This window comes from Cytobacillus oceanisediminis (genome assembly GCF_004366035.1).
In the GTDB taxonomy this organism is placed as follows: Bacteria; Bacillota; Bacilli; order Bacillales; family Cytobacillaceae; genus Cytobacillus; species Cytobacillus oceanisediminis_C.
Window position 1 is genome coordinate 663,633 of the sequence record NZ_SOEE01000002.1, and the last position, 19,425, is coordinate 683,057.

19 protein-coding genes, 1 pseudogene and 1 other annotated feature are annotated in these 19,425 nt (G+C 39.7%); of the genes and pseudogenes, 4 read left to right on the forward strand and 16 right to left on the reverse strand.

What is annotated here, in order from left to right:
• The 5 genes from DFO72_RS07575 to DFO72_RS07595 all read right to left on the reverse strand — a co-directional run bounded on the left by DFO72_RS07575 (position 1) and on the right by DFO72_RS07595 (position 3,142).
• On the reverse strand, positions 1 to 582 hold the full coding sequence (locus tag DFO72_RS07575; protein WP_113883958.1) for a FumA C-terminus/TtdB family hydratase beta subunit: 582 nt from the start codon (positions 580 to 582) through the stop codon (positions 1 to 3).
• 36 nt (positions 583 to 618) lie between these two features.
• Positions 619 to 1,461: a fumarate hydratase gene (locus tag DFO72_RS07580; protein WP_113883959.1), complete on the reverse strand. Its 843-nt coding sequence runs from the start codon at positions 1,459 to 1,461 to the stop codon at positions 619 to 621.
• Positions 1,458 to 2,132, reverse strand: coding sequence for a GntR family transcriptional regulator (locus tag DFO72_RS07585; RefSeq protein ID WP_113883960.1), 675 nt, complete (start codon positions 2,130 to 2,132; stop codon positions 1,458 to 1,460). Before DFO72_RS07585 ends, DFO72_RS07580 begins: the two co-directional genes overlap by 4 nt.
• Positions 2,133 to 2,288: 156 nt before the next feature.
• Positions 2,289 to 2,669, reverse strand: a complete 381-nt coding sequence (pcaC, locus tag DFO72_RS07590; protein WP_113883961.1) for a 4-carboxymuconolactone decarboxylase — start codon at positions 2,667 to 2,669, stop codon at positions 2,289 to 2,291.
• The gene (locus tag DFO72_RS07595) at positions 2,666 to 3,142 is read right to left on the reverse strand and encodes a PaaI family thioesterase (protein ID WP_113883962.1); all 477 of its coding nucleotides are present in this window, start codon (positions 3,140 to 3,142) and stop codon (positions 2,666 to 2,668) included. The genes pcaC and DFO72_RS07595 overlap by 4 nt, the downstream gene beginning before the upstream one ends.
• A gap of 217 nt (positions 3,143 to 3,359) precedes the next feature.
• On the opposite strand from DFO72_RS07595, the gene DFO72_RS07600 reads away from it, so the two are divergent.
• A complete protein-coding gene (locus tag DFO72_RS07600) occupies positions 3,360 to 3,542 on the forward strand; it encodes a hypothetical protein (protein WP_113883963.1) in 183 nt (60 codons plus the stop codon).
• Positions 3,543 to 3,634: 92 nt separating this feature from the next.
• Here DFO72_RS07600 and DFO72_RS07605 read toward each other — a convergent pair whose 3' ends face one another.
• A complete protein-coding gene (locus tag DFO72_RS07605) occupies positions 3,635 to 5,176 on the reverse strand; it encodes a DHA2 family efflux MFS transporter permease subunit (RefSeq protein ID WP_113883964.1) in 1,542 nt (513 codons plus the stop codon).
• A 186-nt stretch (positions 5,177 to 5,362) separates the two neighbouring features.
• Between DFO72_RS07605 and DFO72_RS07610 the strand changes: the two genes are divergently transcribed.
• Positions 5,363 to 6,253: a TetR/AcrR family transcriptional regulator gene (locus DFO72_RS07610; protein ID WP_113883965.1), complete on the forward strand. Its 891-nt coding sequence runs from the start codon at positions 5,363 to 5,365 to the stop codon at positions 6,251 to 6,253.
• Between the two features lie 123 nt (positions 6,254 to 6,376).
• On the forward strand, positions 6,377 to 7,867 hold the full coding sequence (locus DFO72_RS07615; protein ID WP_113883966.1) for a spore germination protein: 1,491 nt from the start codon (positions 6,377 to 6,379) through the stop codon (positions 7,865 to 7,867).
• 25 nt (positions 7,868 to 7,892) lie between these two features.
• On the opposite strand, the gene DFO72_RS07620 is transcribed toward DFO72_RS07615, so the two are convergent.
• Entirely contained in the window at positions 7,893 to 9,308 is a 1,416-nt protein-coding gene (locus DFO72_RS07620) for an FMN-binding glutamate synthase family protein (RefSeq protein WP_113883967.1), read from the reverse strand.
• 135 nt (positions 9,309 to 9,443) lie between these two features.
• Between DFO72_RS07620 and DFO72_RS29365 the strand changes: the two genes are divergently transcribed.
• The gene (locus tag DFO72_RS29365; RefSeq protein ID WP_166672437.1) at positions 9,444 to 9,599 is read left to right on the forward strand and encodes a hypothetical protein; all 156 of its coding nucleotides are present in this window, start codon (positions 9,444 to 9,446) and stop codon (positions 9,597 to 9,599) included.
• 60 nt (positions 9,600 to 9,659) lie between these two features.
• On the opposite strand, the pseudogene DFO72_RS07625 reads toward DFO72_RS29365, so the two are convergent.
• The 9 genes and pseudogenes from DFO72_RS07625 to DFO72_RS07665 all read right to left on the reverse strand — a co-directional run.
• A pseudogene (locus DFO72_RS07625) lies at positions 9,660 to 9,976 on the reverse strand (nitric oxide synthase oxygenase); the annotation flags it as partial.
• A 325-nt stretch (positions 9,977 to 10,301) separates the two neighbouring features.
• A complete protein-coding gene (gene tyrS, locus DFO72_RS07630) occupies positions 10,302 to 11,546 on the reverse strand; it encodes a tyrosine--tRNA ligase (protein ID WP_113883968.1) in 1,245 nt (414 codons plus the stop codon).
• 49 nt (positions 11,547 to 11,595) lie between these two features.
• Positions 11,596 to 11,810: a binding site (T-box leader), on the reverse strand.
• Between the two features lie 14 nt (positions 11,811 to 11,824).
• The gene (locus tag DFO72_RS07635; protein ID WP_113883969.1) at positions 11,825 to 12,337 is read right to left on the reverse strand and encodes a MarR family transcriptional regulator; all 513 of its coding nucleotides are present in this window, start codon (positions 12,335 to 12,337) and stop codon (positions 11,825 to 11,827) included.
• Between the two features lie 147 nt (positions 12,338 to 12,484).
• A complete protein-coding gene (locus DFO72_RS07640) occupies positions 12,485 to 13,369 on the reverse strand; it encodes a sensor domain-containing protein (protein ID WP_113883970.1) in 885 nt (294 codons plus the stop codon).
• Positions 13,370 to 13,887: 518 nt separating this feature from the next.
• A complete protein-coding gene (locus DFO72_RS07645) occupies positions 13,888 to 14,688 on the reverse strand; it encodes a protein phosphatase 2C domain-containing protein (protein ID WP_113883971.1) in 801 nt (266 codons plus the stop codon).
• A gap of 408 nt (positions 14,689 to 15,096) precedes the next feature.
• Positions 15,097 to 16,782: a glycoside hydrolase family 13 protein gene (locus DFO72_RS07650; RefSeq protein ID WP_113883972.1), complete on the reverse strand. Its 1,686-nt coding sequence runs from the start codon at positions 16,780 to 16,782 to the stop codon at positions 15,097 to 15,099.
• A gap of 103 nt (positions 16,783 to 16,885) precedes the next feature.
• On the reverse strand, positions 16,886 to 17,095 hold the full coding sequence (locus DFO72_RS29865) for an ABC transporter permease subunit (RefSeq protein WP_243856088.1): 210 nt from the start codon (positions 17,093 to 17,095) through the stop codon (positions 16,886 to 16,888).
• Between the two features lie 229 nt (positions 17,096 to 17,324).
• A complete protein-coding gene (locus DFO72_RS07660) occupies positions 17,325 to 18,335 on the reverse strand; it encodes a LacI family DNA-binding transcriptional regulator (protein WP_113883973.1) in 1,011 nt (336 codons plus the stop codon).
• A 206-nt stretch (positions 18,336 to 18,541) separates the two neighbouring features.
• Complete coding sequence (locus DFO72_RS07665) at positions 18,542 to 19,357, reverse strand: uroporphyrinogen-III synthase (RefSeq protein WP_113883974.1); 816 nt, start codon at positions 19,355 to 19,357, stop codon at positions 18,542 to 18,544.
• Positions 19,358 to 19,425 lie beyond the last annotated feature (68 nt).

Below are 19,425 nucleotides of genomic sequence, written 5' to 3' on the forward strand. Positions count from 1 at the left end.
TCACACAGCTCCCTTATTTGTTTTTTGATTGAAATTTTCATATTTTGCAATCTCCTGTTGGTATAAATCGTCACCGTTTGAATCATAAGCTACAAGCAAAGGAAAATCCTGGACTTCTAATCTTCTTATCGCTTCTGGTCCTAAGTCTTCATATGCAACCACCTGGACAGCTTTCACTCTCCTGCTTAGAATGGTTGACAATCCACCAATGGCAGCAAAAGAAACTGCGCCATGTTTCTTGCAGGCATCCTTCACCATATCTCTCCTTGGCCCTTTGCCAATCGTTCCAACAACGCCATACTCGTACATTGCGGGTGCGTATGGATCCATCCTAAATGCAGTAGTCGGTGCCACCGGTCCTATTACCTGACCAGGCTTTGGAGGACATGGACCTGCATAAAAGATGACTTCCCCCTTTAGTTCCACTGGCAAAGGCTTATTGTTTTCAAGCAGCTCTACCATTCTTTTATGTGCAGCGTCTCTGGCCATGAAAATCGTTCCTGTCAGCAGTACAGTATCGCCAATTTTTAATTTTTTTATATCTTCCTTGGTTATTGGTGTTTGCAGCCTGTATTCCGGCAATCGAATCCCTCCCAGCTTTCATTCAAATAACGATAGTTAAATAACGATAGTTTTCTTTCTTGCAGCATGGCACTGAATATTAACTGCCACAGGCAAGGCTGTAATATGGCATGCGAATGTTTCGATAGGCACCCATAATGCTGTGCTCGTCCCGCCAAGTCCCTGAGGTCCAATCCCTGTATCATTAATGGCTTCCAGTAATTCCTTTTCAAGCTCTGCAATATGAGGGTCAGGGTGGTGGACACCAATTTCTCTTAATACAGCATGTTTCGCAAGAGATGTTACTTTATCAAAACTGCCGCCAATCCCCACACCTACCACAACGGGCGGGCATGCCTTCCCTCCAGCATCTTTGATTGTCTGAAGGACAAAATTCTTAACACCTTCGACACCTTCTCCTGGAAGCAGAAATTTCATGGCGCTCATATTCTCACTGCCGCCGCCCTTTGGCAGGACAGTAATCTTAATTTGATCCCCCGGCACAATTTCCGTATGTACGACTGCTGGGGTATTATCTCCTGTGTTTACACGAAGCAAAGGATCTCCTACAACAGATTTGCGTAAATATCCTTCTTTGTATCCAGTCCGAACCCCCTCTTGAATGCAATCTAAATAATTTCCGCCTATAATATGCACATCTTGCCCGATTTCAACAAAAACAACAGCCATTCCTGTATCATGACAATATGGCATATGGTTAGTTTTAGCTTCTTCTGCATTCTCCATCAGCTGCTGAAGAATGGACTTGCCAATAGGTGAAGCCTCTGTTTTTTCAGCTCGTTTAAACCCTGCTAAAACATCATCGGGCAAATAGTAGCATGCTTCCCAGCAAAGCTTAGCAACACTTTCAGTTAAAATCTCAGCATCTACAATCCTCATTTAATCTCCTCTTTTCCCTCAATAAGATGTATCAGGTTTTTTAAATCCTCCTTGGTATGTTCCATTAAACATTGTGCTGCTTTTTCTGGGTTTCTTTCACTGATCGCTTTAAAGATTTCCTTGTGTCCTTTTAAGATGATTGCTCCTCTCTCTTCACCCTCAATATTTAAAAGCCTGTAATAATAAATTAATGACTGAAGTTCATCCACTAGTTTTTTTAACCTTTTATTATCACTTATTAAAATGATTTTCTCATGAAACTTTGTGTTCCATTTTACGATTTCTTCCTTGCCATTTTTTTCGATTGCCGCTTCTGTTCCAGCTATAATACTTCCCAGTTCTGCTATTTCCGCCACTGTTGCCCGCTCTGCTGCCAGAGCCACAGCAGCCGATTCCAGTGCAATCCTGCAGCCATAGATATCTTTAACATCTTTCAACGTTGGCTTGTATACGGTGATTTGAGATTTTTCATTCATACTCAGAAGGCCTTCGTTAATTAAAGTACGGATGGCTTCTCTAACAGGGCTGCGGCTGATAGAGAATTGCTTGGCAAGCTGTGCTTCAAATAATCGGTCACCTGGTTTATATTCTCCTTGCCAAATTCGCTCTTTAATTTCATGCTGAATTTGCAGATAAAACGGAAGTGCCTTTTCAAGAGGTTTCTGGGTCACAACTGCACTCCTTCCACTATCCTGTCGGCTGTCGACACCTTAAATTTTATAATAGTTATAATTATCCGAAAATTGAATAATGAAATAATGAAACACCATTCCTTTAGACTTATTAGAATGGTGTTTCATAACTGGAAGTAATGATAAGTCAGACTATTATTCTTCTATTCCCATTTCCTTAAAAATTTCTTGGGCAGTTTTAAAGCTATCCAATGATGCAGGTACACCGCAATAAATGGCAGTCTGTAAAAAGATTTCCTGAATTTCTTCCTTTGTCACTCCATTATTTATTGCACCGCGCAGATGAAGCTTTAATTCATGCGGTCGGTTTAATGCAGTAAGCATAGCTAAATTAATCATACTTCTCGTCTTTTTAGGAAGTCCTTCTCTTGTCCAAATTTCTCCCCAGCAATATTCCGTAACTAATTCCTGAAGAGGCTTGGTAAAACTGGTAGCGTTTTTAATGGAATTATCAACATATTCAGGCCCTAAAACTTCACGCCTTACTTGTAATCCGTCATCAAATTTTACACTCATTTTAAATCCCCCTCCTTATGTTTTAAAAAAAATGTTCCCAATGCGATTGCCACTGCCTGCCCTTTTTCATCCAGAATTTTGCACTCAGAAACAACAGTACTTCGGCCAAGATGAACTATTTCAGGTTTGGCATACAACTTTTTTCCTTTGCCAGGCTTGATATAATTCATTTTCAATTCCAAGGTGTAGACTTGGGAATCTAGTGGTATCTGGTTCATTATGTGGAATCCTATAGATACATCTGCCAATGTATAGAGAGCTCCCCCTTGGGCAACATCATATGTATTGGCATTCTGCATGCCCAATTCCATGCTCATTTCTCCATTTTCTTCAAAACCAATCCCTAAAAGCCTCCCTGTATAATGCAGTTCCTTTTTTGACCCTTTAAGTGCCGTTATAACGTGGAAGACCTGATTTAATTCTTCGCTTGAAAAATTCTCAATTTTTTTTAAAATATCATTGGCAGCTGTCATATTTATATTCCCAAACCTCCTTTTTTAAGATAAATTCAGCTATCTAATATTAGGATACTGGATCCAACAAGAAACGTCTACACTTTTCTGAATTTTTTAAATTTAAAAATAGTAAAGATGTTTCATTGTTATATATCTTAATTCAAACTCAATCCCTACTTGACTAATCGGATAAATATGAATTAAAATAAAACTAACAAAAGGGAGGGTTCATTACATGCCATTAAACAGAGAAACATTAATCAGCAAATTATTATCTCTATCTAAATTCAAGCATAATCATAGCTTGTTTAATTTAAGTGATCGAAAGCTGGAAGCTCTGTATCTGGATCATATTCTTTTTTCACCTCACCCTCACAGCGGACATCAATCAATCAAATTAGTTGGAAAAAATAGATAATAAGAAAGCCTGCTAGTGCTCAGAATGCATTGCAGGCTTTTTCATTTATAACTATAAAAAAAGAGGGAATCTTATGATTCCCCCTCTGCTAACTAACTGTTTGCCAATTTAGGCGCCATATTCTCCTGCTTTGGCTCTTCAACGGAGTCTTCCATTGGTGTTGCACGTTTAATGAAGAAGGCCAGAACCAGTGCAGCTGCAGCGATAAAGGTTGCGACGAAGAAAGCATCGTTGATTCCCTCAAGCATGGCTTTCATTAAAACTTGCTGCTGCATTTCCGCCACAGCGGCTTCGGTCATCTGGCCGCCATTAGCCATAGCCCCGCCTTTCATCGCTTCTTTCGCTATTTCCGCAGCATGTGTTTCCGTTCTTGTTGACATTACTGTTACCAATAAGGCTGTACCAATGGCTCCTGCCACCTGGTTCAGCGTGTTGTTCATTGCTGTTCCATGAGGATAAAGTCTTCTTGGCAGCTGGTTCAAGCCATTCGTAGAAACTGGCATCATGACCATAGACATCCCGAACATTCTGATTGAGTTCAGAATAATCAGCTGTGTATAAGTTGTTTCCAGAGTCAGCCTGCTGAATACATAAGTAGTTCCCACTGTAATGGCTAACCCAATGATCGCCAGTATCCGACCGCCGATTTTATCGAACAGCTTTCCGGTTAATGGCGACATCACGGCCATAACAATGGCACCTGGAAGCATCATCAATCCTGCATCCAGCGGTGAAATTCCCCTTAATGTCTGAACATAAATCGGAATCAGAATCATCCCGGAGAACAGCGCCATATTTACCGTCATGCTGATGGCTGATGACAAGGCAAACATCGGGTACTTATATACGCCAAAGTTGAGCATTGGACGATCAGATTTCGATTGTTTTAGGATAAACCATACTAAACTGATGACACCTACAGCAATTGTCAAATACACATGAGGGCTATCCCAGCCTTTGTTCCCTGCAGAACTGAATCCATAAAGTATTCCGCCAAACCCTACACTTGATAGAATTAGGGAAAACAGATCCAGACGAATATTCACCTTTTCCTTTTTGTCTTTCAGCATGACGGCGCCAAGCACTAGTATGACACCGGCAATCGGTGAAAGGAAGTGGAATAGCATTCTCCAATCATAATGTTCAATAATCCAACCGGAAAGAGTTGGCCCAATAGCAGGGGCAAACATTAAGATCAGGCCAAATACACCCATGGCTGCTCCGCGTTTTTCCACCGGGAAACTGATCAGCATAACATTCATTAATAAAGGCATCATGATAGCCGATCCTGATGCCTGCAGCATTCTGCCTGCCAGCAACACCGGGAATGCATGAGCAACACCCGCTACAAGAGTACCAATTGTAAATAGCCCCATTGCCACAATAAATAACCTGCGGACTGTATATTTTTCAATTAAAAAGGCAGTAGCCGGGATCAAAATACCATTTACCAGCATAAAGCCAGTAGTCAGCCACTGCACGGTTGCCGCTTCAATTTCTAAATCTGCCATAATAGATGGCAAGGCAATATTTAATAATGTATTATTCAAAAAGGCGATAAATGCCCCAATCATCAAAACAGCCAGAATCCCATAGGGCGGTCGGTCTGTTTTATTATTTATTGCTTGTTCCATTACATTTCCTCCTGTACTATCAGTTCATTCTTTTATACTTGCGTTACACACAAACCATATAATATACCATGAGTACAATTTTTGCAACAAAAAAATCCTTGTTAAATAGAGGGTTTGTGAAAAATCTTAGAATGATGTACTATTAATTTATACACACAGTTCAAATAAAATGACAGGTGATAATAAATGAATGACAGGAAACTGCAAGTAATAAAAAAAGCACATCAATTATTCCTGGATAAAGGTTTTCAAGCTACCTCCATTCAGGATATTTTAGAATACAGCGGGATCTCTAAAGGAACCTTCTATAATTATTTTTCCTCAAAAAATGAACTGCTTATGTCCATTTTTAAAACATTGCATAAAAAAATGGAAGATGAACGGAATAAGCTCCTTATTGGCCAGGACCCAAGCAGCTTAGAAGTATTCACACAGCAGATAGAATTACAAATGAATATGAATCGGACGAATAAATTGGTTGCCCTTTTTGAAGAAGTACTTGTTTCAAATGACCCTGAACTCAAGCAGTTCATTAAGGAAGGCCAGCTGAGAATGGTGGATTGGATTTTCAACCGGTTTATAGAAATTTTTGGTGAAGACAAGAAACCCTATTTGCTGGACTGCGCCGTGATGTTCCTTGGAATCCTCCATCATAACGTAAAATACTATACAAAATTCTTTGAGTTCTCTTCAAGCATTAATCCTGTGGTCCGTTATAGTGTAGAAAGAATCAGGAAGGTGGTAGAAGAGGTCAGTTCTGCCGATGAATACCTGCTGAAGCCTGAACTGATTGAAAACAGATTTAAGCAGACAGATCATAGAAATGTGCATATTCTCTGCAAATCCATTTTGACTTTAAAAAAGTCCATAAAGCAGGAAGGTCAGAACAATTGCATGGATCTACTGGACTTTATTCAGGAAGAAATGGTCCATTCGAAAAAGCCAAGAAAATTTCTCGTTGATAGCGCACTGAATACTTTGCGCAGCTGCATTTCCTTTTTGGATGCTAATGAGTTTGACAACCTAGAAATTCTTGTTTCTGCCTGTTTTAAACAGCCTGAAGAAGAACCCGTTTAATTAACAAGGCCTTCCTCCTTTTATAGGGAGGCTTTTTTCAGCTATTCCCCGTCTATTCATTCATAATCCTTCCAAAAACGGTAACACTAACACATAATGCCGAAACAAACTGGTGATTTGTGTATGAAAAAAGAGTTAAAAAAGAAGAAAAGTATATCCGAGATTGAATTTGACGAGCTGGAAAGGTCCTTTTCACGATCTCATGATTTTCAAAAAGTAAAATATAGCAATAGACAAACAGGCCTCTGCTTTTCTTTTATTTATTTCAAAACACTGACTGACCAAAAAATGATCACCAAGAATTTGCTCCCTCAGCTTCTTCAGGGTGAGTTCAACAAGATCGATGATTTGAAAAAGCTTTTGCCATCGGCAAGCATACAAATTTGTGAGGATCTTTCAAAAGCAGAACATTTGCTTTTGAATGGATATGTGATGGTAACAGTAGAAGCCGAAAAACAAAAAGCAGCTTTTATGGCTGCTAAATGTTCATATGTAAGAGAGCTGACGCATCCGGAAGTCGAGCAAACCGTTATTGGACCGAAAGAAGCCTTTGTCGAGTCTTTAGGCAATAATTTGAATTTAATCCGCAAACGGCTGCCCATCTCTGAACTGATCATTGAGGAATATATAATCGGAAGCATATCCAGAACAGTGGTGGCCGTTCTCTATATTGAGGGAATCACGAATACAGATTATGTCAGCATGGTTAAAGAAAGAATCGAAAATATCGATTTTGATGAAATCACTGACAGTTCTTATATTGGACAGCTCATTTCAGATAATAAGAACTCTCCTTTCCCTCAGCTTCTGGATACAGAAAGACCGGACAGGGCTGCCGCTGTCCTTGCTGAAGGAAAAATCGTGATCGCCATAGATGGGTCACCGCATGTGCTGATTACCCCTACAACGTTTTCAGAATTCTTCAGTTCCTTTGAAGATTATTTTTTAAATTGGACTATCGCTTCTTTTGCAAGAATATTGCGGGCCTTTTCTGTTATTTTTTCCATACAGATCACGTCCATTTATGTTGCAACGCTTACTTATCACATGGAGCTCATCCCCACGGATTTGTTAGGTACACTTGTGACTTCAAGACAGCATATTCCTCTGCCGCCTTTCTATGAAGCTTTAATGCTTGAACTGGTAATTGAGCTCTTAAGAGAAGCTGGAGCCAGATTGCCCACCAAAATCGGACAGACAATCGGTATCGTAGGAGGGATTGTCATTGGGACTGCTTCTGTGCAGGCAGGGCTGACAAGTAATGTCCTGTTAATCATTATTGCATTGGCAGCTCTTGCCTCTTTTACAACACCTGTTTACAAAATGAATAATACGATTCGATTTCTAAGATTTCCGTTTTTATTTTTTGCCAATTTATGGGGTTTTGTAGGTGTTTTATTCTGTTCCTGCATCTTGTTGACACATATGATCAGGCTTACCTCTCTCGGAAGGCCGTTTTTGGAGCCGTTTTACCCGCCAAGATACCGGGATTTGAAAGATTCATTTCTCAGATTTCCGTTTCAGCCTTTAAGGCCGTTGTATTTAAGAACGCAAAATCCGCATCGGTTTCAGCCCCAGCCAAAATCAAAAGTTAAGAGAGACATTGATGAATAACAGCCTGGCTCCATGCGCCAGGCTGTTATTCTGTTTTCTTTGATTTGTCTTCCCAAGGTTCAAAGGAAAATGGAATCCCGATCATTTTCGCCGTCATCTCATCATAGGACACAAGATCTTTCTTGGACAATTCTTTTAAAGTCTTTTTCCCCATGGCTCGCAAAGCCATTTTGATTTCCTCCGTGCTCGCGGTTAAAAACTTTTCTGCAGATTTTGTCCCATCTTCGATTTTAAAGGTATCCTTAAATTTACCTTCGTTCCAGACAGCTTGTGTTGGCGGTTCAAAAGGCAGTGAATTCAAAGTTTGCTTATGGGAGACAGTAAACAGCATAACAGATCCAAGGTAGACAGCATCCGCACCAAGCGCGAGGACTTTTAAAAAGTGACCTGGTGTGAAGAGGCCGCCTGATACAATTAAGCTGATTTCCCCCTTCTTTTTGCGTTTTTCAAGGTGATTGGATGCTCGGATGAGAGCATGTAAAGTTGGAATTCCAAAATCGTCTGCCAATAAAGGCGGCGCACCGACAGATGCTCCCTGTCCCCCATCAACTGCTATAAAATCAACGCCCATTTCGATTAAATGGTCAATGTCTTCTTCTATTTTTCCTCCTGCCCCTATTTTTGCACCAATTGGAACACCTCCGGTTATACTGCGGAGTTCATCCACCAGTTCCTTTAAATCCTTCAATGTCTGTTTTTCAAAAAAGTGTTCCATTATATGGGCAGTTTCATTTTCCTTCAGCCCCATTACTTCCCTTGCACGGCCGGTTAAATTTTCAGGAGATATGTTTCCTCCCATCCCCATTACAGCTCCCTGCCCCAGCTTAATTTCAATCATGTCGGCACGTTTGATGGTTTTTTCTTCCTTCCCCCACTCGGTTTTGGAGAACTGAAGGATATACTTTCCTGCACTTTCAAGCTCTTCGGGAAGGATTCCTCCTTCACCGGAATTGATGGCGGTACCTGTATTCTTGGCAGCTGTTGCCAGCGCAATTTTCACTTGCTCACTCAATGCGATTCCATAGGCCATTCCGCTGATCATCAGGGGGATTTTGATTTTCATTGGTTTTTTCGCTTTTGGCCCGATTGTCACCTTCACATCAACATCTTCATCCCCGTCAATAGCAAAGGGCGAAGTCTGTGCAGGAATAAAAGTAATTTCATCAAAATGAGGCCATTTTTTCGAAGAGCCAAATGGGCGGTGCAGGACATCACCCGTTTCTGCACGCAGGTTATTTTCCAGTGCATTTTGAATGCCCATATGCTTGAAACCAGGGATCAGCTCTATGAGATTTTCCTGGTAGCTGTCTGTCATAATTATCTTCCCTGCCTGCTTAACGAGCCGCTTCATGATCCAGCGCCAGCCGACCAGCATTAAAATAAAAAAGATAAATAATATAAAAATCATAGCTAGAGTTGCAATCAATAATATATTTGTCATACGTTTTCTCCAAAGATCTTTTAGCATCCATTATTTCCATTGACAGGAAATTTAATCTATGACATCTCGGTTTTTGGAATAAACTTGAAGCAGGAAGTAAATTCTATTAAAAATATAATAAAATGAGGTGAAGTGATGGACAAACGTGAGCATATTCAGCCGGATAGTATGGATGAACAGAATCAAGTTAAAGGAAGTCTTCTTGAATCTATGATGGAGCCTATGGACCAGCTTTCCAAGATTCCTCCTGAAAATACAGACCGGAGAACCAGTGATGAAGAGATTAATTAACCAATATAGAAAGCCGGCATGATTGGATGCCGGCTTTCATTTATGATAAGGAGTATCTTGTTAGCAGTAGTTAGGCGTTTTTACTTCATTGTTATACTGTTTATGAAAATTTGAGTAGCTGCAGGGGATACGGGCGGGATCAGACAGGTCCAGTCACCGGTCAGTTCCCTGGCCCTTTTCGTTTTCTTCAAATTTTTTGAATTGCTGTGCTGCAGTTATGATGGTCTACTATGCTGACACCTTCTTTTTTAAATGAATGCAATACAGCTGTATTCAATTCCACCATTGCCCGATCCTTCAAAGCGAAGATGTGACCTGGTATCCAGCCCCATTAATGAGGCAATCTGCGGGAACACATCATAACGAAAATCGTCTGCCGGGCTTTTTGATTAACTTCCATTTTTAAAACGGGGTTTCTTTATCGTCGTAATTCATTTTAATTAACTCTATCCTTCGAGTAAAGGTTCCGTATTGAGGTGCTTTTCAAAAAACTGCACCGAAATGACAGCCTTTTGACAATGCATATGTCATATAAAAAATTAAAACTCCTCCCAAAATGGCGAGTTTTCTTTGTTATAAAATTACCCTTACTTATTGAACTAAACACAAGTTAGTTTAAGTACAAGACTTCAAAAATTTTTTTTAATATTAGTAAGAGGCTGTTAGTCACTTTAACAGCCTCTTGATCTGTAAAAATCTATCTTATATTTTCACTTTAATAAATTTACGTTTTCCTACCTGTACAATTAAACCGTCAGTGACATTAATGGTTACTTGCGGATTGTCCACTTGTTTCCCGTTAACTTTTACGCCTCTGTTTTCAATCATCCTTCTTGCTTCGCTCTTAGATGATAACATTTCCAAACCAACCAGCAGCTCAACAATTGATGTCTCCTTATTTCCTTTCCACTCTATTACAGGAATATCATCTGGCATTGAGCCTTTCTGGAAGACAGAAATAAAATTATGTTCTGCCTGCTCTGCAGCATCAATGCCGTGGTACATTCTAACAATTGTCTTAGCAAGCAGCATTTTAGCATCCCTGGGGTGAAGTTTCCCTGTTTCTAACTGTTTCTGAGTGGTCTGAATTTGTTCAGGTGAAAAATCTGTTATTAACTCAAAGTATTTTGTCATTAACTTATCAGGAATGGACATTGCTTTCCCGTACATTTCCTGCGGGCTCTCATCAATACCAATGTAGTTTTTCTTTGATTTAGACATCTTCTCGACACCATCAAGTCCTTCCAGTAATGGCATCAGCAATGCAACTTGCTTTTCCTTTCCAAACTTTTCTTGGAAGTGTCTTCCCATCAGGATATTAAAATGCTGATCAGTTCCACCAAGCTCAATATCAGATTCCAGTACAACAGAATCGAATCCCTGCATCAAGGGGTAGAAAAATTCGTGTAGAGAAATTGGTTTCCCTAATGCGATGCGTTCTTCAAAATCATCCCTTTCTAATATCCTTGCCACGGTGATCTTGCCAGCCAATTGAATTACATCCTCAAACTTTAGCTCAGACAACCATTTAGAGTTGTAATGCAATTCGACTTTCTCCATATTAATAACCTTTGCAAATTGCTCGAAGTATGTTTTGGCATTGTGTTTCACTTCTTGATCTGTCAATTGTTTTCTAGCAACCGATTTGCCTGTCGGATCTCCAATTTTTCCTGTAAAGTCCCCAATAATTAGTTGGATGATATGTCCGTTCTCTTGAAACTGCCTCATTTTGTTAAGAACCACTGTATGTCCAAGATGAACATCTGGAGCTGAAGGATCTAAACCAAGTTTTATTTTTAATGGTTTGTTTTGCAGAACTGACTTGGCAACTTTTGCTTCTAAATCTTCAAGAGGAATAATGTCCTGTACCCCTTGTGTGTATATGCTCATTTGTCTTTTTACTTCATTCAACTGTTCAGTATTTAGTTGATTCATAACCTGGTTCATTTGTTATTCCTCCCAAATATTAATTAAAAATAAAAAACCACGCCCCCAAAAAAGGGACGTGGTTTTGCACGCGGTACCACCCTTGTTGAAGGAATTAATCCTTCCACTCAATGAATAACGGCTCGCCGTTCTTTGCTAAAACAATCTGGCAAAGAAAGCTCCAGGAATGTAATTCACTGTTATCTGTGTATGGATTTGCACCAACCATCGACTCTCTGGGTACAGGGAGATAGCAACTACTGGGTTTCCCATCAACGCTTTTTAATATTTAGTTGTTTTCAAAAGTTATTATCCATTATTACTTTTCTTAGGGCTCTGGATAAATTTTTCTGTTCATCGACGGATAAACCTAAAACTATCTGGACCTCGCCACTATGGAACTTTGGATAAAGGTCCTCCATTACATGTTTTCCCTTATTAGTTAGAGAAACGTAAGTAATTCTTCTATCCCTGTTATCCGTCTTCCTAAAACATAACTCTTTCTTTTCAAGAGTTTTGGTTATATTACTAATTGTGGCTTTTGAGACTCCAGCTGACTCAGCTAATTTTTTTGTTTCAATTGATTCCCAAATCCACAAATCGTAAAGCATTGAAAACGCTGTCCATGATAAGCCGTATTGCGATAAGACTTCTTGTTCCATCTTATTTCTTAATCCTTGTGCGACGCGATAAATATTGGTGACGACTGAAATCGCATCTAGATTTAGGGAACTAATTGGAATTTTAGTTAAGCGATTAATTGTATCTACTTCTTCAGGGAGCAACTCTCCATCCTCATTAAACGAATGAATAATATCCCTCCTAAATTTCTGAATCGTTAGCTATGATACGATACTAACAAAAAAAGAAAGTGAGTGCAACACCAAGTTTTGGTTATTAAACTAACAAAGCGTTAATCCTTTCAGGATCAACGCTAATAATAACGTCATATCTTAGATTTATCTGTTCTGTGAAACTTGATAATTATTCTTTCCGTTCTGTTTTGCTTGATACATAGCTCCATCAGCATATTTCAGCAAATTCCTGACATCCATATTGAAATCATCGCAAAAAGCAATTCCGATACTAGGAGTTATTGAGATAACAACATCCTGTACCGATACTTTATTAGATAGAGTGTCAATGATCCGTTCGGCAACATGTTTTGCATTGTCGATTGTCGTTTCCGGAAGTAAAATCGTGAACTCATCACCCGCAAGCCTGGCTACAGAATCCTTACTTCCCATACAAGCTGTAAGCCTGCTGGCGACTTCTTTTAACAAAAAGTCTCCTAAGTCATGACCAAAGGTATCATTTATTTGCTTAAACCCATCTAAATCAAGATACAGTACTGCGACTAGCCCTTTATTGAAATTAGCTGATTCAATTGCATGATTAAGTCGTTCTTCAAATAATCTCCGATTTGGCAATTGGGTTAGAAAGTCATAATGAGCCATTTGTTTCAATATTCTTTCTGAGTTTTTACGATCGGTTATATCTTGTATTTGAGAAATAAGGAATAATGGCTTGTTCCCTTCCCGCACTATGGATACAGATAATAACACCCATACAATCTTCCCGCTTTTATGGACATACCTTTTTTCCATCTCAAAAGAGTCTCTTTTTCCTTCCACTAATTCTTGTGTGTAAGATAAATCTGTATCTAAGTCCTTTGGATAGGTTAAGGCTTGAAAGTTCGTGGTAAGGAGCTCATCCTCTGTATAACCAGTAATTTTAGTTAAAGCATGATTTACCTTAATCCATTTTCCCTCTAATGAGACTATCGACATCCCAATCGGAGCAAAAAAAAAGGCCTGATTAAATAAATCTATATTTTTAAACATATTTATATCCTTTTTATAGAAAGTTGAAATGCATTCCCAATTTTTTATTTTATCTCATACTAAACTGGCAAGCAATAAATTTCACCTTTCTTGGTTAGCTTAACAGACAGAAATGGAGTAAAGGAGAACAGAGCAGCAAAAAAAGCATGAGTATTACACACCATTATATAAACCTGCCCCGTTTGTTCAATGAGAGTAAGATATTGCAGGCAGCCCAAGTGACATTGAAATTGACAGCTGTCTTTGCACTGCATTTTGATGGTACAATACTTATTGTCCATTATAAATTATAAGGTCAATTGCTATCTCAAAAACGATAAAATAAGCAAAAAACCTTATAGGAAAATGACGTGTGCTGATTCACACGTCATTTTTTATGTCCTTTATCAGTAAAGCACCCGAAAACGGACCCTTTATCCTTAGAGTGGAGGCTTCTTTTTCGTCGTTATTCATTCAAATTCTATTGTCTCCAGGTCTATTTTCTTTTACTGCCGATTTTCTGCCAAGTATCTGTCAAATCAGCCGCTGGGCTTACTTCCTTCATGCTCAGCTTCAATTATCCAGGATATAATGGTCGTACTGTCCCGGACATCCCTATCTTTTATTAACTTCAATAGCTCACGGACCCCACCCTCATTCCCGAACATGCTAAAGAGATTAAATATTTCTTTTGGTTCAGCAAAGTTGGTGTGGGGACATTCTGTCAAGCCATCTGTTGTTAGAAAAATATGATTCCTGCCTCTTCTGAGCTCCTTTGTACCCGAGCTATAACAGGGAACCGGCAAATCAAACGTATTGACATTACCCACCCATTCATAAAAACTTCGGTGGTTTTGCTGATATTCGTTAAATGCAGCCAGTTCGGGGTGGAATAAATGCAGAATACAATCCCCGATTGATAGCCACCAAAGAAATGAGCCTTTTCTGATCACACATAGGAAAGCTGTTTCACCTTTAATCTTTTTGCATTCCGCCTTGAAATCCTGGCTTTTAAATTGTTTAAGCAGTAATCCGCCAACCTGTTCAAACACCTCTCCAGGCGGCAGCACTAATAAAGCAATGATTTCCGTTTTCAGTGATTTGACCGTTTGAATAACTAACTCAGCGCTTTCAGCTGTAGTATGGGCATCAAGTAAAACAGTAAACTCCCAATCTTCGTTATTACCTATCCATAAAAGGCAGCCGTCTTCATTTTTATTTTGCCCAGCATTCCTGTTTCCGCCGAAACGCCCTAATACCATTCTTCCGATATGCTGAATGCTTATTTCATCCAGGTAAGGCTCCTCACTGCCAACCCAGGAGTATTCTAATATATTCATCGAAATGGCCCCCTCCATGATTTAACATAATAATATTGTTTAGAAAAAATTTGTCAACAAAAAAAAGAACCTCAATGGTTCTCTAATTAATTAACTCATAAATTCTCGCTTCATGCGGTTGCAATACTTCTTCATTTTCCACCCTATCACTCTTATAAATAAAAAGAACAGCTTCCGGCTTGTAAATCCATCAAAGGTAAATGTCTGTTTATCATTAAGCAATAGATCCTTATAATCTCCGTAAACCATTACCTCGTTTTGTTTTCTTCGTGCAATCAGCTTTTTACAGAAATAAAAAAACGGAGCCTTTATCTAATAAACTGCTGCTTTTATTCATCATTATATATATAAGGGATACCTCGTTTCATCATTTCTTCATTAAAAAAAGGACCTAAACAGGCCCTATCTTTATATCATCAAACGATACACTCTTGCTTCATAAGGCTTGAGTGGCAGGTTTTCAATTTCTTCATTTTCATTTGCATTCAGGTTGGAAATCAGCAGTTCCTTAGATGAATACCGGACATGGTCTGGCAGTTTAAAGTCAGGAGTTTCTTCACTGAAGTTGCAGATCACAAGCAGCTGTTCATTACCAAGAGTTCTTGTATAGGCGAAGATCTGCTCATTTTCCTCCATGATTAAATCGAATGTGCCATAAACAATTACTTCATTTTGCTTTCTAAGCTGAATGAGCTTTTTATAAAAATGGAAGATGGAATCTTCATCTTTTAACACTGCTTCTGCGTTAATCCACTCATAATTAGGATTAACATTGATCCAAGGGGTTCCGTCGGTAAAGCCTGAATTCGGACTGGCATCCCACTGAACAGGCGTTCTCGCATTATCCCGGCCTCTCTTATGAATGCCTTTAAAGATTTCATCATGTGTTAAAAAATCCGGTGTAAGATCACGGTATGCATTTAACGTTTCGATATCACGGTAATCATTGATATCAGTAAACTTGACGTTTGTCATGCCAATTTCCTCACCTTGGTAAATATATGGTGTCCCCTGCATCATATGCAGGCATGCCGCAATCATCTTACCAGAAATAACGCGGTATTCCTCTGAGTCATTTCCCCACCGGGAAATGGCGCGAGGCTGGTCATGGTTGCTCCAGTATAAGCTGTTCCAGCCATCTTCCTCCAGACCCTTTTGCCACTTGCTGAAAATCTCTTTCAGTTCAGTCAGTTTCCAAGGACGCGGATCCCATTTGCCGTATTGACCGTCGCCAAGCCCGACATGTTCAAAATGGAATACCATATTCAATTCATTACTGTCCTTGCCTGTATAGAGCTTGCCTTCTTCAACTGTTACACCGGGCATCTCGCCAACCGTAATGGTATCATAAGGGCTAAGGGCTTCTTTGTTCATTTCCTGCAGAAATTCATGAATTCTTGGTCCATTCATATAATACTTGCTGCCGTCCCCATAATTGTGTCCTTCACGAATCTCCCCCTGTGGATAGCTGGTATCTTTTGAAATGAAATTGACGACATCCATGCGGAATCCATCAATCCCTTTGTCCAGCCAGAAGCGCATCATTTCATACACTTCATTTCTTAATACAGGATTTTCCCAATTCAGGTCAGGCTGCTTCTTACTGAAAAGGTGCAGGTAATATTCGCCTGTTTGTTCATCATATTCCCATACACTTCCGCCAAACGCAGCTCCCCAATTCGTAGGAGGTTCGCCGTTGTCTGTTTTCTTCCAGATATAATAATCTCTGTAGGAACTATCTTTGGATTTTCGTGATTCCCGGAACCACTGGTGTTCATCGCTTGAGTGGTTGACAACGAGATCCATCATAATTTTGATGCCGTACTCATGGGCTTTGACCAGCATTCTGTCAAAGTCTTCCATAGTTCCGAACTCATCCATGATATTGCGGTAATCTGAGATGTCATAGCCATTATCATCATTAGGCGATTGGTAAACGGGGGATAGCCAGATCACATCGATCCCCAGTTCGCTTAAGTAAGGAATTTTTCCAGTAATTCCGTTGATATCTCCAATCCCATCCCCATTAGAATCGTTAAAGCTTCTTGGGTAAATTTGATAAATGACACATTCTTTCCACCATGTTTTGTTCACTTTTATACAACTCCAATCTAAGAATTTTATAGAACCTTTCATTACACCGCTTATAACCCATTTCTAGGCAAAGTGTACACAATAATCATTTGTGCAAGTGCCATTAGCAGGAGGCAAATGTTAGATTATGGTCTGTGCTGAATTGGCCATGGAAAATATACTGATCGAGCGGCAGAATGAAGTCATTCCATGCACCAAGACTTGTGATGATGGCAAAAGTAGCATTCATTGGCACAAACAGCGGGAAAATGACTTCCCAGAAAACACCCCATGTAGTTGCACCGTCCATAATGGCCGCTTCTTCCAATTCCACAGCAACAGCACGTATATAGCCAATACATTAAAGGAAAGGTGAATACGATATACAAAATGATTAATCCAGCCTGCATACCCCAGGCACTGGTCTGCTTGGCAAGCGGCAGCATGATGATTGGGAAAGGAATGAATATGGCAATTAAAAAAAATAGAAGTATAGAAACTGATTTTTGTGTTTTCAGCTCAATGACGTAAACGTTTACGTCATTGAACTGAGAAAAAGAGAGTTATTCTTTCCTCTCTTTCACACTCATTCTTTCAATGATTTTATGCGGCATAATCCGGCTTTCCGGAGTTTCGCCAGTTTCCATTATAGTAAAAAGCATTTCTGCAGCAGCCTCTCCCATTTTTGCGAGAGGCTGTCCCACTGTTGTCAACGGCGGAATGGACATCTCAGCAAGGTTCAAATTATCGTACCCTATAACAGATATCTCCTCCGGGACCTTAATTCCCAATTGATAAGCTGCTGATAAGGTCCCTATAGCCATTTCATCACTTGCTGCAAAAATCGCTGTAACATCCGGGAACTGTCCGATAAGCTTTTTCAAGCCCTCCACCCCATCAGGGAAGTTAAATCCCCTGCTGAACACAATATTATCGGGACTCAGTGATATGCCATGATCTGAGAGAGCTTTTTTAAAGCCTTCAATCCTGGGAATCCCCGCGATAATATCATCCTTTTTTCCGCTTATCATTCCAATGTTGGTATGCCCTTTGTCGATTAAATGCTTGGCTGCAGCATATGCTGCATGATAATCGTTGACCTTTACAAAAGGCACGGGGTACGCATAGGACTCGGTCGAAAGCAAAATCATCGGCACCTTGGCTTTCGTTACAAATTGATAATACTCATCCTTCAATATTTCACTTGCAAAAATAATACCGTCTACCCTTTTTTCGATAAGCAGCTGGAGATATTTCATCGTTTTTTCGCCATTTGATTCTGTATGGCAGACGATCACACTTGAACCGTTGTCATTTGCAGCCTTTTCAATGCCATCCAGCAGATCGGTAACGAGAGAACTGGATAGCTTCGGGAAAAGCACACCAATCGTATGTGTTCTTTTGTTAATTAATCCTCTTGCCACTGCGTTTGGCTGGTATCCCAATTCTTCAATCACTTTTAGAACCCTGAATTTTGTTTTTTCCGAATAGCCTCCCTGGGCATTCAAAATCCTGGAAACTGTTGCAATGGAGACATTCGCTATTTTGGCAACATCTTTGATGGTATTAGTCATATCCCACCTGCTTAAAATTGCTGTATTATTTTAGTTACGAAAACGTTTACGTTGCAATATTATCATCTTGTGTAAGCCTTTTCAATACTTTTTATGACTATTTTGAAATTAGTATATCCATGAAATTAATAAAAAGGAGCCTAAAGAGCCCCTTTTAAGAAAATATTCTGCGCTTTACCAGCTTATTTGTTTTTATAAATTAGTCATTAAATGCCTTTTTCATTATTATAAAAATGGGCTAATTCAATAACCGCACTCCCGATCCTCTCGACTTCCGGAAAAATGACTCTTGCAATTCCTTCTTCATGTAAAGCTTGTGCAGTTACTTTTCCAACCGATAAAGCCACAACCTGTTCTGATAAACAACTTTTTAATTGCGCATCTGCCTTCTTTTTCCGGGCGAAGGTGAATAAATTCCTTACTTGAGGTGTGCTGGTGAAAAATACTGAATCAAGCTTTCCGTCAAGGAGTTCGGACAGCAGTTGATTCATTACTTTTTCCTCAGGAGGAATATGGGTATATGGCAGAATTTCTTCAAAGTCCGCATGGTTTTCTTCCAGCCACTGTTTAAGGCGTGGTGCCGGATCCCCGTGAAGCTGCAGGGCTACTTTCCGGCCTGTTAGGGAATGAGCTGAGAGCTCCCGGATTAAGCCTGCAGTACTTCCGTCATCATCCCGCACTGAAGGTGTGATATCAAGTTTTTTCAAAGAATTAACGGTTTTATATCCCCTTGCTGCAATATTTGCTTTTTGCAGGCTGTTGATAAGGGAGTCACCCTCATTCATATCAAGAGCAGTTTGATATATGGTTTCGACTCCGATTCCGGTAGTAAAAATAATCCATTCAAAGCTTTCCTTTATTATCAGTCTTACGTGATCATGAAGTTTACCGTCTTTGAGCAGTGTTGTCCCCTGGGCTGGCCTGCTGAGGGCAATTCCTCCCTGATTCTCCACCAATTTGCCGATTTCTTCTATTTTCCGGGAACCTAAAAGTGCAATCCTTTTGCCCGCAAGCTTTTTCATCTTACTCCCCCTAGTTATGTATCTTTTTATTTTTAATTATAAAGGTTGAATGGTTATTTATCACATAA

Excerpts from the sequence above, each read along its gene's own strand:
- pcaC (WP_113883961.1), bottom strand. The coding sequence starts at position 2,669 with ATGAGTGTAAAATTTGATGACGGATTACAAGTAAGGCGTGAAGTTTTA.
- DFO72_RS07615 (WP_113883966.1), top strand. The coding sequence starts at position 6,377 with ATGAAAAAAGAGTTAAAAAAGAAGAAAAGTATATCCGAGATTGAATTT.
- DFO72_RS07610 (WP_113883965.1), top strand. The coding sequence starts at position 5,363 with ATGAATGACAGGAAACTGCAAGTAATAAAAAAAGCACATCAATTATTC.
- DFO72_RS07660 (WP_113883973.1), bottom strand. The coding sequence starts at position 18,335 with ATGACTAATACCATCAAAGATGTTGCCAAAATAGCGAATGTCTCCATT.
- DFO72_RS07665 (WP_113883974.1), bottom strand. The coding sequence starts at position 19,357 with ATGAAAAAGCTTGCGGGCAAAAGGATTGCACTTTTAGGTTCCCGGAAA.
- DFO72_RS07605 (WP_113883964.1), bottom strand. The coding sequence starts at position 5,176 with ATGGAACAAGCAATAAATAATAAAACAGACCGACCGCCCTATGGGATT.
- DFO72_RS07600 (WP_113883963.1), top strand. The coding sequence starts at position 3,360 with ATGCCATTAAACAGAGAAACATTAATCAGCAAATTATTATCTCTATCT.
- tyrS (WP_113883968.1), bottom strand. The coding sequence starts at position 11,546 with ATGAACCAGGTTATGAATCAACTAAATACTGAACAGTTGAATGAAGTA.
- DFO72_RS07620 (WP_113883967.1), bottom strand. The coding sequence starts at position 9,308 with ATGACAAATATATTATTGATTGCAACTCTAGCTATGATTTTTATATTA.
- DFO72_RS07580 (WP_113883959.1), bottom strand. The coding sequence starts at position 1,461 with ATGAGGATTGTAGATGCTGAGATTTTAACTGAAAGTGTTGCTAAGCTT.
- DFO72_RS07645 (WP_113883971.1), bottom strand. The coding sequence starts at position 14,688 with ATGAATATATTAGAATACTCCTGGGTTGGCAGTGAGGAGCCTTACCTG.
- DFO72_RS29365 (WP_166672437.1), top strand. The coding sequence starts at position 9,444 with ATGGACAAACGTGAGCATATTCAGCCGGATAGTATGGATGAACAGAAT.
- DFO72_RS07595 (WP_113883962.1), bottom strand. The coding sequence starts at position 3,142 with ATGACAGCTGCCAATGATATTTTAAAAAAAATTGAGAATTTTTCAAGC.
- DFO72_RS07640 (WP_113883970.1), bottom strand. The coding sequence starts at position 13,369 with ATGTTTAAAAATATAGATTTATTTAATCAGGCCTTTTTTTTTGCTCCG.